Genomic DNA, 15,131 nt, shown 5'->3' on the forward strand with positions numbered 1-15,131 from the left:
ACCGCTATGCCCGTGTTCTCCATTTTGGCTTTGATCGCTTATTTGCTCAGCCTGGGCCTGATTGTCCCAAGCTTGGTGCAGAAAAATAGTGCTTACCGGCGGTTAGCGCTGGTTTCAGCCGTCGTGGCTCTAGTGTGCCATGCTATTGCTCTGAAGCATCAGATTTTTGATGTCGGTGGGGGCCAAAACCTCACTTTATTGAATATTGGCTCCATCGTGGGGTTGATGATCTGCACTATCATGACTATCGTCGCCTCACGGGGGCGCGGTTGGTTCTTGCTGCCGATTGTCTATAGCTTCGCCATGATCAACCTGGCCCTTGCCAGTTTGCTACCGGGCGAGTTTATTACTCATCTGGAAACCAGCCCCACCATATTCGTTCACATTGGGTTGGCGCTTTTTGCTTACGCGACACTTATTATCGCAGCGTTATATGCATTACAACTGGCTTGGCTCGATTATCAGTTAAAGAATAAAAAACTGACATTTAATGCAGACATGCCACCATTAATGAGTATTGAGCGTAAAATGTTCCATATCACCCAAATTGGGGTGGTATTACTGACACTGACGCTGTGTACTGGTTTACTTTATATGGACAACATATTTAGTAAAGAAAACGTCCATAAAGCGGTGTTATCGATCATGGCCTGGTTTGTCTATATTGTTCTATTATGGGGCCATTACCATGAAGGCTGGCGTGGGCGTAGAGTGATTTGGTTCAGCTTCGCTGGTGCATTTCTACTTACGCTGGCCTATTTTGGCAGCCGCTTGGTGCAGGAAATTATAGTTCCTTAATCATCCTCTCCATCATCAGCGTATGGATCAGTTGAACTGACAGAGCCACCATCGCCATTAAGGAATACAGTGTTGGATCACGTATCAACTAGCACGCTGATCATTATTCTGGTCATTATGGTCGTGGTCTCGGCTTATTTTTCTGCCTCCGAAACCGGTATGATGACCCTTAACCGCTATCGTTTGCGCCATTTATCCAAACAGGGTAATCGCGCCGCACGGCGAGTTGAGAAACTACTAAGACGTCCCGACCGCCTGATAAGTCTGGTGTTAATCGGCAACAACCTGGTTAATATTTTGGCATCCGCCTTGGCAACTATTGTTGGTATCCGCTTATACGGGAATGCCGGAGTCGCAATAGCAACCGGAGTGCTGACTTTTGTGGTGTTGATTTTTGCTGAGGTGATGCCGAAAACTATCGCGGCACTTTATCCTGAACGTGTCGCCTTCCCCAGCAGTTTCTTACTGGTTCCCCTACAGAAAATTATGCTGCCACTGGTATGGTTGTTAAATACCATTACGCGCGCGCTGATGCGTCTGTGTGGCATTAGAGGGAATGTTCACAGAAGCGATGCCGTCAGCAAAGATGAATTGCGCAGTATTGTGAATGAATCCCACTCACAAATATCCCGCCGTAATCAAGATATGTTGATATCGGTACTGGACTTGGAAAAAGTTACCGTTAGCGACATCATGGTGCCACGCAATGAAGTGGTCGGTATTGACATCAATGATGACTGGAAGTCAATCATGCGCCAGTTAACCCACTCACCACATGGGCGCATCGTGTTGTATCGCCAGTCATTGGACGATGCCATCGGCATGTTACGTGTGCGGGAAGCCTATCGATTGATGACGGAGAAAAAAGAGTTCAATAAAGAGAATTTGCTGCGCGCAGCTGATGAAATTTACTTTATTCCAGAAGGCACACCACTGAATGTGCAACTGGTGAAATTCCAGAGAAATAAAGAGAAAGTCGGCATGATTGTCGATGAATATGGTGATATTCAAGGGTTGGTGACAGTTGAAGATATTTTGGAAGAGATCGTTGGCGACTTTACCACGTCAATGTCCCCAACACTGGCAGAAGAGGTCAATCCGCAAAGCGATGGTTCAGTACTCATTGATGGTAGCGCCAGCGTTCGCGAACTGAACAAAGCATTCAACTGGTCACTTCCGATCGATGCCCGTACCATCAATGGCATGCTGCTGGAAGAGCTACAAGAGATCCCACAGGTAGGTGCTCAGGTCCGTATCGGCAATTACCTAATTGATGTTCTGGATGTACAAGAGAACATGATTAAACAGGTGCGAGTCGCCCCCATAGTGTCTCAAGGCAGCTCCGCATAACTGCGTAACCAATGCGGCTAGCGAACATAAAAAAGACGCCTTATCAGCGTCTTTTTTGCATTAGCCTATCGAAAACTAAATATGTAATTCAGATAGTTTTTCTTTCGGCAGCGCCAGTTCTTCGTTGTGATTGATACGTACATCACGATCAAGGATACCTTTGGCAATCGCCTGAGCCTCCTCCAGTGAGTGCATATGATAAGTACCGCACTGATACTCATTCAGTTCAGGAATTTTCCGTTGGTCGGTTACCTTCAACACATCCGCCATTGCCGCTTTCCAGGCATTAGCAACACGTTGCTCATCCGGCGTACCAATCAGGCTCATATAGAAACCGGTACGGCATCCCATTGGCGAGATATCGATAATCTCAACACCGTTGCCATTGAGGTGGTTACGCATAAAACCGGCAAATAGATGCTCCAGTGTATGAATCCCGCGTTCCGGCATCACTTCTTTATTTGGCACACAGAAGCGCAAATCAAATACAGTTATCTCGTCGCCATGAGGGGTTTTCATCGTCTTAGCAACACGCACAGCCGGTGCTTTCATAATGGTATGGTCTACGGTAAAGCTATCCAATAATGGCATTTAGTCACCTCCTCATAAAAAAATAATTTTTTATCTGATCTTTTTTCGCAATCCGTGAAACTTTTTCGAATCCTGTGCGTCTTAATATGTGAAAGACGCGCATTTGTTATCATCATCCCTGTTATCAGAGATGTTAATTTGGCCACAGCAATGTGGCCTTTTCTTTTTATTGGCCGCCATGAAGCAGCAAATATTCTTCAAAGCTTAGTTGATCTTTGAGTTCCAGATCACGCTGGCGCTGCCATGAAGCATCTCGCTCTGCGCTTAATTGCTCTTCTGTCAGTAATTCCAATGGTTCATTTTGCAGCATCTCCTTGTATCGCTCCGCGAGTTCAAGGCCAATACCACCAATACCACCTTCTTTCATCGCTTGCAAAATACGCGCGGAGAATGTCAGGCTTGGATCATCAAAATACGCCACAAGCTCATCACAAACTTGTTGATATTCAGTACTGTCTTTGCCATCCAGCACTTCTGCAACACGGCGCAGGTCTGCAAACAGATCTTTTCCGACCTTTTCCAGCGGTTCACGGGTATCGTTGCATCCCCTGCCAATCGTCTGCCCCGGCTTACGCCCTTCTAAAATAACCCGATTCCAGTTCTTACGGGTACACAGTAGTTCATCACTGCTCATTTCAGGCGCATCGGCCAATACACACCAAATCAGGAATAGATCGAGGAACCGTGCCTGTACTGCATCAACGCCAATCGGTGAGAATGGGTTAATGTCCAGAGAGCGCACTTCGATATATTCAATGCCGCCACGTAGCAAAGCATCTGACGGTGATTCGCCAGCCCGGGTAACCCGTTTTGGCCGAATAGGGGCATACAATTCATTTTCAATCTGCAATACATTGGTATTCAATTGCAGATGACGGTCACCGTCTTTTAGCCCCAGTGCTGCGTACTCTTCTGATGGCGTTTGGATCGCACGTTTCAGCCCAGCAACATAGGTGTGCAGGTCATTAAACGTGATACCCAAATTGCTTTGTGATTTATTGGTATAACCCAAATCACTCAGACGTAAAGAGGTGGCATAGGGCAAATAACACATCCCCTTATCATTACGCTCGAAGGGTAATGCCGTCTCGCGCCCTTGCAGGAACGATGAGCAAATCGCCGGTGAAGCACCAAACAGATATGGAATAACCCAACCAAAACGGTAGTAGTTGCGAATCAGTCGGAAATAGCCCGCTGAGATCTCTTCCTTACCGCTTTTTTCATCGGTGACACCTGCCCATGCCTGCCAAAACTCCAGCGGCAAAGAGAAGTTATAGTGCACTCCAGAGATAGTTTGCATCAACGCACCGTAACGGTTTTTTAAACCTTCACGGTAAAGTGTTTTGAAACGGCCAATATTAGAAGAACCATACTTAGCCAATTCAATATCCTGCTCAGCCTCAATAAAGCAAGGCATACTGAGCGGCCACATACGTTCATCACCCAGTTTACGTGCCGTATAACGGTGGATATCACGTAAAAAAGTCAGCAAATGGTCAATATCACCATCGACTGGAGTAATGAATTCCAACAATGCCTCAGCAAAATCAGTGGTAATCCATTGATGTGTCAGGGCTGCACCCAATGACTCTGGATGACCCGTCGAGGCTAATTGGCCATCGGCAGTCACTCTCAATGTTTCCCGCTCGATACCGCGACGGATCCCTTTCAGGGCTTTAGGGTGCGCTTCCAGCCAAGTTAGCGCGTGTGATACATCCGGGATCAAATCGACCTCCCGCTCTTGAAAACCATAACTCGCCAGCATACTGAAACTGCATCGAGGTGACTATGTAAGTTTGTCACATTCTTTACTGCCACCAGGCGATTCCTTGCAACGTAATTACCGTTAATACGATATAACGTAATGCTTTTCCCAAACACAGAAAAAAAGCCACAAGACCCCAGGGCATTCGCAACCAGCCTGCCAACACACACATCAAATCGCCCACTATCGGTAGCCAGCTCAATAACAAAGCCGCTGGGCCAAAACGTTGGAGCCAGCCTAATGCTGTACTCATCCCCCGCTGTGGCTTTAGCTCCGGTAATAAACGTCCTATAACAACATTTGTTAGCCCCCCAAGGGTATTTCCGACAGTGGCAGATAACACCAGCATCATTGCCGGCGCACTACCTGCCGTTAATAGAGTGACTAACAGAATTTCAGAATTTCCGGGTAAGAGCGTCGCACTGAGGAAGCTACTCCCGAATAAAGAAGCAATAGCTAGCGTACTACTCACAACAGGCGCACATCAACTATTGCCATATTGGCCCTTTTAGCCGCTTCAACACCAAAGTCAGCATCTTCGAAGACGACACATTTATCTGGCTGCACGCCGAGTAACTGCGCACAGCGTAAAAATGTCTCAGGCTCTGGTTTATGTTTGGTGACATCATCAGCACCGACAACGGCCGCGAAATAACCGCGCAGACCCAGATGACACAAGAGCATCTCTGCCATAGCATGCTCGCTTCCTGTCCCTACAGCCATAGGTATACGCCCATGATAGGCTTTAACCACGTCTATGAGCGGTAGAGGCTTCACATTATCCAACAGCATCGTCTTCACTAATGCTGTTTTCTCAGTGGCCAATAAATGAGGATCCAAATCAGATTGATGATTAGCGATGATTGCCTGGGCAATTCGCCAAGTCGGTGCGCCATTCAAAGCCACCATCGCTTGATCATCGAAATGCATACCATAAGGCGTTAGCACCTGACGCCAGGCCTGACGATGTGTGGACTCAGTGTCCAGAATGGTGCCATCCATATCAAAAATCAGGCCTTCGTAGCGATCGTACATCGTGGCCCCGCGCCTAGGAATAAATGAAAAGCTACTTTATCGCAAACTAACTAAATTGTCGCTTACTGTATAATTGCATGAATTTACTTGATAAATAATAAATTCAGCTTAATAAAGTTGCTATTTGATATAGAAGAAACCAATGAGTTGAAGCGTTGATTACGAGATAAGAGAATTCAGGTATTTCGTTTTGCTGGGCTATAGGGAACATGAAGCAAAAACTAAAAAGCAGAAAACCCCGCCGTAGCGAGGTTTCTTAATATGGTGCACCCAGGAAGATGACTCGGCTTACGCCTCGCCCTACGGGCCGTTGCTAAAGCAACGTTGTCTCGCTGCGCTCGGCTCGAACTTCCAACCGCTCGGTTCTACGAATTATCTGCTGCTAAAAAGCAGAAAACCCCGCCGTAGCGAGGTTTCTTAATATGGTGCACCCAGGAAGATTCGAACTTCCGACCGCTCGGTTCGTAGCCGAGTACTCTATCCAGCTGAGCTATGGGTGCGATTTTTATTTCTAATTTTACGGAGGCGTTTCAGCAAGTGAAACTTAACAACAAGATGTATGACCTAGAAGATGGTGCACCCAGGAAGATTCGAACTTCCGACCGCTCGGTTCGTAGCCGAGTACTCTATCCAGCTGAGCTATGGGTGCAATTAATTCTTTGACACTACCTGATGTTCATTTGACTATTTCACCATACTGCAAAATATGGTGCACCCAGGAAGATTCGAACTTCCGACCGCTCGGTTCGTAGCCGAGTACTCTATCCAGCTGAGCTATGGGTGCATAGTAAATGGCGGTGAGGGAGGGATTCGAACCCTCGATACAGCTTTTGACCGTATACTCCCTTAGCAGGGGAGCGCCTTCAGCCTCTCGGCCACCTCACCATACGCTTCTTTCGAATTGTGCCTGACTTGCTTTTGAAGAAGCTCATCGGCACTGCGTGGCGCACATATTACTTTCCCGCACTTATAAGTCAAACAATTTTTCCCAACTCACGTTCATTTGCACAATTCACACACAACATGACCAGTTTGACGTCAAAAAGAGTGTTTTATCAACAGGCAAGATAGTGTTTATTGCGGCGTAATTCGATAGAGGAAAAAATAAAACTCTCACCAGCGGCCAATTAAAGAGATTGAAAATAGAAAATTATTACAGGGAGAAGAAGGTTAAAAGGAGATAAAACAGCAGAACTGAGGAGAATAGACAGCAGTAGCGTCTCGTATAACACGAGACGCTGCTTCAAAATCAGTAAGTCGTCGGTTGAGACTTTTCTGCTTGGATGCGCTGGTAGATCTCTTCACGGTGAACAGAAACCTCTTTCGGAGCATTTACACCAATTCGAACTTGGTTGCCTTTAACCCCTAATACAGTAACCGTAACCTCATCGCCAATCATGAGTGTTTCACCAACTCGACGAGTCAGAATAAGCATTCTTTGCTCCTTGAAAAATTAAAAGAGTCGGGTCTCTCAGTTTCCCCGCCATTATCCATCATACACCGTGAAAACGTAAGCCATCACATTCACATAAAATGTAAGTAGCTTGGTCGAGTATCTAACTAATACAAGTTTAGCTGAAGCAAACAACTTTGCGTTTAACTTTGTTTTCGAACTATGACATGAAAATTGAAAAACGCCATACCCAGCATAGAGATATGGCGTATTGATTTAATAGGTCATTACTTGCTTATAACCGGGAAGCTACCCAAGCGTCTACGCTTGCCAATGCCGCTGGCAATGCCAGAACATCAGTACCACCCGCTTGTGCCATATCAGGCCGTCCACCGCCTTTACCGCCCACTTGCAGGGCAATATCTGCGATTAACTCACCTGCTTTTACTTTTCCGGTAAGATCTTTGGTTACACCAACAATCAGGCTGACCTTATCATCCGCTGTTGTTGCCAGCACAATAATGGCCGACCCCAGTTGATTTTTAAGATCATCAACCATGGTACGCAGCATTTTTGGTTCAACATTGTCTAACTGACTAACGAGTAACTTCACACCGTTAACCAATTTCGCACTTGATGACAATGACGCACTTTCTTGAGCGGCTTGTTGATCTTTCAGTTGCTGGAGTTCACGTTCCAGCAGTTTACTGCGATCTAACACGGCACGGACTTTATCTGCCAAATTATGGGTATCACCCTTCACCAGATGAGCAACATCCGCCAGCAGGTCAGTTTGCTGGTGTAGCAGTGCAATAGCCCCCTCTCCTGTGACTGCCTCGATACGGCGGATACCTGCCGCCGTACCTGATTCAGACAGGATGCGGAACAAGCCAATATCACCAGTGCGGCTGGCGTGAATACCGCCACACAGCTCAGTTGAGAAATCGCCCATGGTTAATACTCGTACCTGGTCGTCATACTTCTCACCAAACAGGGCCATCGCCCCTTTTTCTTTGGCCGCATCCAGTTCCATCACTTCTGTCTGGACTGGCAAGTTACGGCGAATCTGCTCGTTGACCAGATCTTCTACCTGACGAATTTGTTCTGGCTTCATCGCTTCAAAATGAGAGAAGTCAAAACGCAAATACTTGTCGTTAACTAACGAGCCTTTCTGAGCTACGTGCTCACCCAGCGTTTTACGCAATGCCGCATGCAGTAAATGGGTTGCGGAGTGGTTCAACCGAATGCGATTACGACGTGCGACGTCAACCTGAGCATCAATACTGTGGTTAACTCGCAGAGTGCCTTGAGTCAATTGCCCCAAGTGACCGATAGCCTGACCGTATTTCTGAGTGTCCGCAACCACGAAGGTGGAGGTAGCATTTTTAAGTTCGCCTTTGTCACCAACCTGACCACCAGACTCACCATAAAATGGTGTTTGATTCAAGACAACAACTGCCTCTTCACCGGCATTAATTTCATCAACGGCTACCCCGTTGCGGAACAATGCGGTAACGGTAGCTTGTTGATGAACATGGTCATAACCCGAGAACTGGCTCGCGCTATCAACACGGATCATACTATTATAATCTGCACCAAAACCACTGGATTCGCGGGCACGACGACGCTGAGCTTCCATCGCTTGTTCAAAACCAGCTTCATCCACTTTCAGATTACGCTCACGACAAACATCAGCAGTTAAATCAACCGGGAAGCCGTAAGTATCATATAAGCGGAAAGCCGTCTCACCGTCGAGGGTGTCACCGGTCAATTTACTGAGCTCTTCATCCAGCAGGGCTAAGCCACGCTCTAAGGTGCGCGCAAACTGCTCTTCTTCAGTTTTCAGAACTTGTTCAACCATCGCCTGCTGTTGTTTCAATTCAGCAGCAGCAGATCCCATCACGGCAATCAACGGAGCAACTAATTTGTAGAAGAAAGTCTCTTTAGCCCCCAACATGTTGCCATGGCGAATAGCGCGGCGAATAATACGACGCAAAACATAACCACGGTTTTCATTTGACGGGATAACCCCATCAGAAATCAGGAAGGCACAAGATCGAATATGGTCAGCGATGACACGCAGCGACTTGCTGGAAAGATCGGTTGCACCAGTGGCTTGCGCCACCGCTTTAATCAAATCGCGGAACAGGTCAATCTCATAGTTAGAATTAACGTGTTGTAATACCGCAGCAATACGCTCAAGCCCCATACCGGTATCAACCGAGGGCTTAGGCAATGGCAGCATAGTGCCATCTGACTGGCGGTTAAACTGCATGAAGACGAGATTCCAGATCTCAATATAGCGATCGCCATCTTCTTCTGCCGACCCAGGAGGTCCGCCCCAGATATGGTCACCATGATCAAAGAAAATCTCTGTGCATGGACCACATGGACCGGTATCACCCATTTGCCAGAAGTTATCTGACGCAAAAGCACCACCTTTGTTATCACCGATACGAATGATACGTTCACGAGGAACACCAACGTCGTTAGCCCAGATTTCATAGGCTTCATCATCGGTTTCGTAGACGGTTACCCAAAGTTTTTCTTTTGGTAAGTTAAACCACTGTTCGCTGGTCAATAATTCCCAAGCGAAACTGATAGCATCATGTTTGAAATAATCACCAAAGCTGAAGTTACCCAACATTTCGAAAAATGTGTGATGACGCGCGGTATAACCTACGTTTTCCAGATCGTTATGCTTACCACCTGCACGCACACAACGTTGAGAGGTCGTTGCACGAGAATAGGCCCGTTTATCCAAACCTAAGAAAACGTCCTTGAACTGGTTCATCCCCGCATTGGTAAACAACAGCGTCGGGTCATTATTGGGAACCAAAGAGCTGCTTGATACAACCTGGTGTCCCTTGCTATGGAAGAAATCGAGAAACGCTTGACGAATCTCAGCGGTGCTCTTGCTCATAATTGCCCCGGAAACAAGCTAAAAGAATGGCCCGCAAGCATATTGCGCATCAATTATTGATAACGCAGTGGGTAAGCTCACGAACAAAAAGTGGGAATAAGATAAATTTTCTTCGAGGGGAAGTAAAATCCCGCGTGCATTCATTCGACAAAATCATTGTAAATCGACTGAATTTCTTCTTGGAAGAAGCCACGATAGAGGAGATAACGCTGAACTTTCGCCTTTTCTTTCCACTCAAGAGGTAAAGTTTCACTAAATTTACGCTGTGCGACTTCTTTTGCGAGCAGACACCAGTCGATTTCACTGATTTCAAAAGCAGCTTGAATTAGTTCTTTATCGACCCCTTTTTGCATCAATTCCGAACGGATGCGCTGTGCCCCATATCCTTTCCGACTACGGCTATTAATATAACTGGTGGCAAAGCGGGAATCGTCTAACCAATCGTGTTGATAGCAATAAGCAATAACTTGTTCGATAGCTTGAGGATCAATATCTTCGACAGGTTTGCTATTTTCACCGCTGGTGCGCCTACCCCAATTCCCTTTTGCCGAAAAAGGCTGGGCTGCAAGCTTACGGCGCAACTCCGATTCACTATGATCACGCTGAGAGAGTAATCTCATGGCACGGCTTAACAGGTCATTCATATACCCTTCTTACTTGAGGTTACTGCTGTGTTAGCGGCTCTCACTCGCCCGAATTACTGACAAGGGTCAGTTCATCGGAACTCATTCGTTGGCTACCTTGCTGTAATCAAATTATTTTGGGTAACAGCCTTCTCTCTCGGCGTTGCAGGTAGGTACGGGCTCTGATTATTTTGGATATGAGCAGGAGTGGAGAGCTGAATACGAATTGCTATTTACTTACTCAAGCGGCCCAATTAATGGGCCGCTTGTTAACTACTTAATCTGCTGATACTAACGCGCTGTTTTAACCTTATTAATTAAAACTCTTCGCTAGTTTCATCAGTCTCATCGGCAAATGCTGCTGTTGCTACAGGTTGTTCGCCGTTCCCACCGTTAAGTAGCATTTCACGCAGTTTTTTATCCAACTCTGCCGCAACCGCTGGGTTTTCTTTTAAATAGTTGCTGGCATTCGCTTTACCTTGACCAATTTTGTCGCCGTTGTAGCTATACCATGCACCTGCTTTCTCAATCAGTTTGTGTTTAACACCCAAATCAACGAGTTCGCCGTTAATATTGATGCCTTCACCGTACAGAATCTGGAATTCAGCTTGTTTAAATGGCGCTGCAATTTTGTTTTTCACAACTTTAACGCGAGTTTCGCTACCAACAACTACATCGCCTTCTTTTACTGCGCCAATACGGCGAATATCCAAACGCACAGACGCGTAAAATTTAAGTGCGTTACCACCGGTGGTAGTTTCAGGGTTACCAAACATAACGCCGATCTTCATACGAATCTGGTTAATGAAGATCAGTAAGGTATTCGCATTCTTCAAGTTACCCGCCAGCTTACGCATAGCCTGGCTCATCATACGTGCCGCAAGGCCCATGTGAGAGTCACCGATTTCGCCTTCAATCTCGGCTTTAGGCGTCAATGCAGCAACCGAGTCAACGATGATAACGTCAACAGCACCAGAACGAGTCAATGCATCACAGATTTCCAATGCTTGCTCACCAGTATCTGGCTGAGAACAAAGCAGGTTATCAATATCTACACCTAATTTTTTGGCATAAATTGGGTCAAGAGCATGCTCAGCATCGATAAATGCACAAGTCTTGCCTTCACGCTGTGCGGAAGCAATAACCTGTAACGTTAGCGTTGTTTTACCTGATGACTCAGGACCATAAATCTCAACAATACGCCCCATTGGCAAGCCACCGGCTCCCAATGCGATATCAAGAGAAAGGGAACCGGTAGAGATGGTTTCAACATCCATTGAGCGGTCTTCGCCAAGGCGCATAATAGAGCCTTTACCGAATTGTTTTTCAATTTGGCCCAGTGCTGCTGCTAACGCCTTTTGTTTATTCTCATCAATAGCCATTTTTACTCCCTCTCTGGTATGCAGGGGTTACCCCTACCATTACCACTGAATGTTGTTTTATGCAGGAAATTACCGCTAATTATACTGTACAATCATACAGTATCAAGCCTATTTTTACAGAAAATCATCGAATAGTGTTTGTAGCGCGAAAACAGCCGCTTGCAGCCTTACTGCATCGCGATCACCGGGGAAAATCTGTTTGCATGCCAAAATCTGCCCTTCACGTGCCGCGAAAGCAAACCATACCGTACCAACCGGTTTATCCGCACTGCCACCATCAGGCCCGGCAATGCCACTAATAGATACCGCGAAGTCAGCATTCGCTTCTCTCAATGCTCCGAGCGCCATCTCTCGTACTACGGCTTCACTCACAGCACCATAATTTGCTAACGTGATTTCGTCCACACCGAGCAAATCGTGTTTGGCTGCATTACTGTATGTCACGAAACCACGGTCAAAGTACGCTGAACTCCCCGCAATATCAGTTAATGCTTTGGCCACCCAACCCCCTGTACAGGACTCAGCACAGGTCACCCAGGCACCACGGGCCTTTAGCTTATTCCCGATTGCAATACTGAGCTGGCGTAATTGTTTCTCGCTCATTGTTGCCCCCTACTCTAATAAAATCTCCCGCCGCCGATAGTAGCACTTCTTTAGCCCGTAACGACAACCACTGTCAGTTATGCGAAACCTCTCGCAAGGAGGAATGAAAAAAAGCGCTTTCCCGTACAAAGCTTTACCTCACAGGCTTAGCTGTTAGTATCAAAAGGGCTGTTTGAATTTATCGGCAACGTAGGATGCGGCAAGTTGCATCAGGGGTACTGGATAGTTATCCGGGATGATGAACTAAGGACGAGATAGTGAAAAAAACGCTTAACGCCTTTTTCCCACTTTATAGTGCAACCGTTTTGATGTTGCTGGGTTCAGGCTTATTGACGACCTATATTTCGCTAAGGTTGACCGCCATCCATGTCTCAGGTGCATTAATTGGGGCAATTATTGCCGCAAATTATATTGGTCTGGTGATCGGTGGCAAGGTTGGCCATTTTCTGATTGCCCGCGTAGGCCATATTCGCGCTTATGTCGCCTGTGCCGGTATTATCACGGCAGCCGTGTTAAGCCATGGACTTACTGAATACATCCCCGCATGGGTAGTTCTGCGCTTGATTATTGGCCTCTGTATGATGTGTCAGTTTATGGTGCTGGAAAGTTGGCTCAATGATCAGGCAGCCTCTAATCAACGCGGTATCGTGTTTGGTGTTTATATGGCTGCAACCTATGCCGGTATGGCGTTAGGTCAGGTGGTATTAATGCTCCAACCTGAGTTGGGTCTGAGCACCCTGATGATTATTGCGCTATTTTTTGCCCTTTGCCTGGTGCCTGTAGCCCTAACAACGCGCAGTAATGCCCAACAAATGTCCCCAGCCCCTATGGAGCTGAAATTCTTTATCAGTTCAATTCCCAAAATACTGGCATCAACTTTGGTAATTGGCATGATTGTCGGCTCCTTCTATGGTCTGGCACCGGTCTATGCCAGCCTGCAATCGCTATCAACGCAGGAGACCGGCCTGTTTATGGCATTATCTATCTTTGCCGGTTTAGTGGCCCAACTTCCTCTCAGTTGGTTGTCCGATCGCTATAACCGCACGCTACTGATCCGTATTAACGCATTATTACTGGCATTAACTGCACTGCCGCTGGCCCTGGTGCCCCATATCTCGTTCCATTTTTTACTGGGTCTGGGGTTTGTCGTCAGCATGTTGCAGTTCACCCTCTACCCACTGGTGGTCGCTCTGGCTAATGACCTGATTGCACCAGAGCGGCGAGTGTCACTGGCGGCATGCTTACTGATGTCATTTGGCGTTGGCGCCAGTATTGGGCCGCTCGCTGTAGGTGCCCTGATTCAGCCATTGGGTGGCAATATTCTATATGCATTCTTCGTACTGTGTGGTGTGAGCCTGATAACACTGAGCAGAACGGTGAAACAAGATCAGGACGAATTCGTTAACGATGCCCCGGTTCCACACATGGCAATACCGGACAGCCTGGTCAGTTCCCCACTGTCACCAGCGCTGAACCCTAGCTTTGACGAGCAAATGATCCACGATGTTATGCCGCCTCCTGACCAACAAGAAGAAGTAGAAAAAACAGAGGAATCGTCTGCAACAGACACACCTAACGCCCCGTAACTCGGGGTCATAGGGGTATCAGTTTGTTTGTACAGCCTCTCTGACGTTAAAATTCGGTACAGCTTGTTATTTATTCAGCTTTGAATAAAAATACCAGCATCAGATAATTAGCGGGACGGAACCATGTCGAGACAAGATGAGCAACGGTTGCTGGTGAAAATAGCCACGCTGTATTACAGCGAAGGTATGAAGCAATCTGAAATTGCTGACAGCCTGCATTTATCTCAATCTTTTGTCTCCCGAGCGATCACCCGCTGCGTTAAAGAAGGAGTGGTGAAAATCAGCGTGATTCAGCCTGCCAATATGTTTATTGGTATCGAATCACGGATTCAAAAACACTATGGAATCGATCAGGCCATTGTGGTGGATATTGCTGATGACGCCAACCCAGTCCAAATAAAGCAAGCTATTGGTTCTGCTGCTGCCCATTACATGCAAACCAGTATTCGCCCAAACGATATGGTGGGGATCTCTTCGTGGAGTAGCACTATCCGGGCGATGGTTGATAATCTTCATCCGCTTAACATCAAAACCAGCGGGGTTATCCAATTACTGGGAGGGGTTGGCCCCAATGGTAATGTGCAAGCCACCTTGTTAACTCAAGCATTAGCCAATATTTTAAATTGTCCGGCTTACTTGCTGCCCGCTCAAAGTATTGAACGTTCGACAGAAGACCGCGCACGCTTGATATCCAGTGGTGAAGTTGCCGATGTAGTGAATAAATTTGCCGAAGTTGATCTGGCATTGGTGGGAATTGGTGATCTGGAGCCATCACAGCTATTGAGAAACTCCGGTAACTATTATCACGAAGAGATGCTCAAGTTACTGGCAGAGCGTGGGGCCGTGGGTGATTTATGTCTGCATTATTTTGATGCTGCTGGCGATGCGGTACTTAGCGATGAAGAAGATCCAGTGATTGGTATGTCGCTACCACAACTGCGTGCCTGCCCCCGAGTGGTAGCGCTGGCAGGAGGGGTAGGGAAAAGTGCTGCCATTCGTGGTGCACTGACGGGTAACTATGTTGATGTATTGATTACCGACAGGTTAACCGCCGAAACCTTACTTTAAAGCGACTGTGCTCG

13 protein-coding genes, 4 tRNA genes and 1 other RNA gene are annotated in these 15,131 nt (G+C 46.9%); 4 read left to right on the top strand and 14 right to left on the bottom strand.

Annotated features, from left to right (window positions below):
* Positions 1-6: 6 nt before the first annotated feature.
* On the top strand, positions 7-798 hold the full coding sequence (locus A6J66_011980) for an inner membrane protein YpjD (protein ID PNM24841.1): 792 nt from the start codon (positions 7-9) through the stop codon (positions 796-798).
* A 69-nt stretch (positions 799-867) separates the two neighbouring features.
* Entirely contained in the window at positions 868-2,148 is a 1,281-nt protein-coding gene (locus A6J66_011985; GenBank protein PNM24842.1) for a DUF21 domain-containing protein, read from the top strand.
* A 75-nt stretch (positions 2,149-2,223) separates the two neighbouring features.
* Here the strand turns inward: A6J66_011985 and A6J66_011990 are convergent, their stop codons facing one another.
* The 14 genes from A6J66_011990 to A6J66_012055 form a co-directional block, all read right to left on the bottom strand.
* A complete protein-coding gene (locus A6J66_011990; GenBank protein ID PNM24843.1) occupies positions 2,224-2,739 on the bottom strand; it encodes an S-ribosylhomocysteine lyase in 516 nt (171 codons plus the stop codon).
* 166 nt (positions 2,740-2,905) lie between these two features.
* On the bottom strand, positions 2,906-4,465 hold the full coding sequence (gene gshA / locus A6J66_011995) for a glutamate--cysteine ligase (GenBank protein PNM26987.1): 1,560 nt from the start codon (positions 4,463-4,465) through the stop codon (positions 2,906-2,908).
* A gap of 82 nt (positions 4,466-4,547) precedes the next feature.
* A complete protein-coding gene (locus tag A6J66_012000) occupies positions 4,548-4,976 on the bottom strand; it encodes a DedA family protein (GenBank protein ID PNM24844.1) in 429 nt (142 codons plus the stop codon).
* The gene (locus tag A6J66_012005; protein ID PNM24845.1) at positions 4,973-5,539 is read right to left on the bottom strand and encodes a fructose-1-phosphate/6-phosphogluconate phosphatase; all 567 of its coding nucleotides are present in this window, start codon (positions 5,537-5,539) and stop codon (positions 4,973-4,975) included. Before A6J66_012005 ends, A6J66_012000 begins: the two co-directional genes overlap by 4 nt.
* Before the next feature lie 262 nt (positions 5,540-5,801).
* Positions 5,802-5,935, bottom strand: a non-coding RNA gene (locus tag A6J66_012010) — RtT sRNA.
* Positions 5,936-5,962: 27 nt separating this feature from the next.
* Positions 5,963-6,039: transfer RNA gene (locus A6J66_012015), tRNA-Arg, on the bottom strand.
* Positions 6,040-6,111: 72 nt separating this feature from the next.
* Positions 6,112-6,188 (bottom strand) — tRNA-Arg (locus A6J66_012020).
* A gap of 58 nt (positions 6,189-6,246) precedes the next feature.
* Positions 6,247-6,323, bottom strand: a tRNA-Arg gene (locus A6J66_012025).
* 8 nt (positions 6,324-6,331) lie between these two features.
* Positions 6,332-6,424 (bottom strand) — tRNA-Ser (locus tag A6J66_012030).
* A 364-nt stretch (positions 6,425-6,788) separates the two neighbouring features.
* Positions 6,789-6,974, bottom strand: a complete 186-nt coding sequence (csrA, locus tag A6J66_012035) for a carbon storage regulator (protein ID PNM24846.1) — start codon at positions 6,972-6,974, stop codon at positions 6,789-6,791.
* Positions 6,975-7,227: 253 nt separating this feature from the next.
* Positions 7,228-9,855, bottom strand: coding sequence for an alanine--tRNA ligase (locus tag A6J66_012040; GenBank protein PNM24847.1), 2,628 nt, complete (start codon positions 9,853-9,855; stop codon positions 7,228-7,230).
* Positions 9,856-9,995: 140 nt separating this feature from the next.
* Complete coding sequence (locus A6J66_012045) at positions 9,996-10,499, bottom strand: recombination regulator RecX (protein ID PNM24848.1); 504 nt, start codon at positions 10,497-10,499, stop codon at positions 9,996-9,998.
* A gap of 296 nt (positions 10,500-10,795) precedes the next feature.
* Positions 10,796-11,860: a recombinase RecA gene (gene recA, locus A6J66_012050; protein ID PNM24849.1), complete on the bottom strand. Its 1,065-nt coding sequence runs from the start codon at positions 11,858-11,860 to the stop codon at positions 10,796-10,798.
* 114 nt (positions 11,861-11,974) lie between these two features.
* Positions 11,975-12,463 (bottom strand): hypothetical protein, encoded by a 489-nt coding sequence (locus A6J66_012055; protein ID PNM24850.1) that lies wholly within the window; start codon positions 12,461-12,463, stop codon positions 11,975-11,977.
* Positions 12,464-12,720: 257 nt separating this feature from the next.
* Between A6J66_012055 and A6J66_012060 the strand changes: the two genes are divergently transcribed.
* Positions 12,721-14,049 carry an MFS transporter gene (locus tag A6J66_012060; protein PNM24851.1) on the top strand — a complete coding sequence of 443 codons (1,329 nt, stop codon included), beginning with the start codon at positions 12,721-12,723 and terminating at the stop codon, positions 14,047-14,049.
* A gap of 123 nt (positions 14,050-14,172) precedes the next feature.
* Positions 14,173-15,117, top strand: a complete 945-nt coding sequence (locus A6J66_012065) for a sugar-binding transcriptional regulator (protein PNM24852.1) — start codon at positions 14,173-14,175, stop codon at positions 15,115-15,117.
* The last annotated feature ends 14 nt before the right edge of the window (positions 15,118-15,131 follow it).

It is taken from the genome of Yersinia enterocolitica, from assembly GCA_002082245.2.
Lineage (GTDB): Bacteria > Pseudomonadota > Gammaproteobacteria > Enterobacterales > Enterobacteriaceae > Yersinia > Yersinia enterocolitica_E.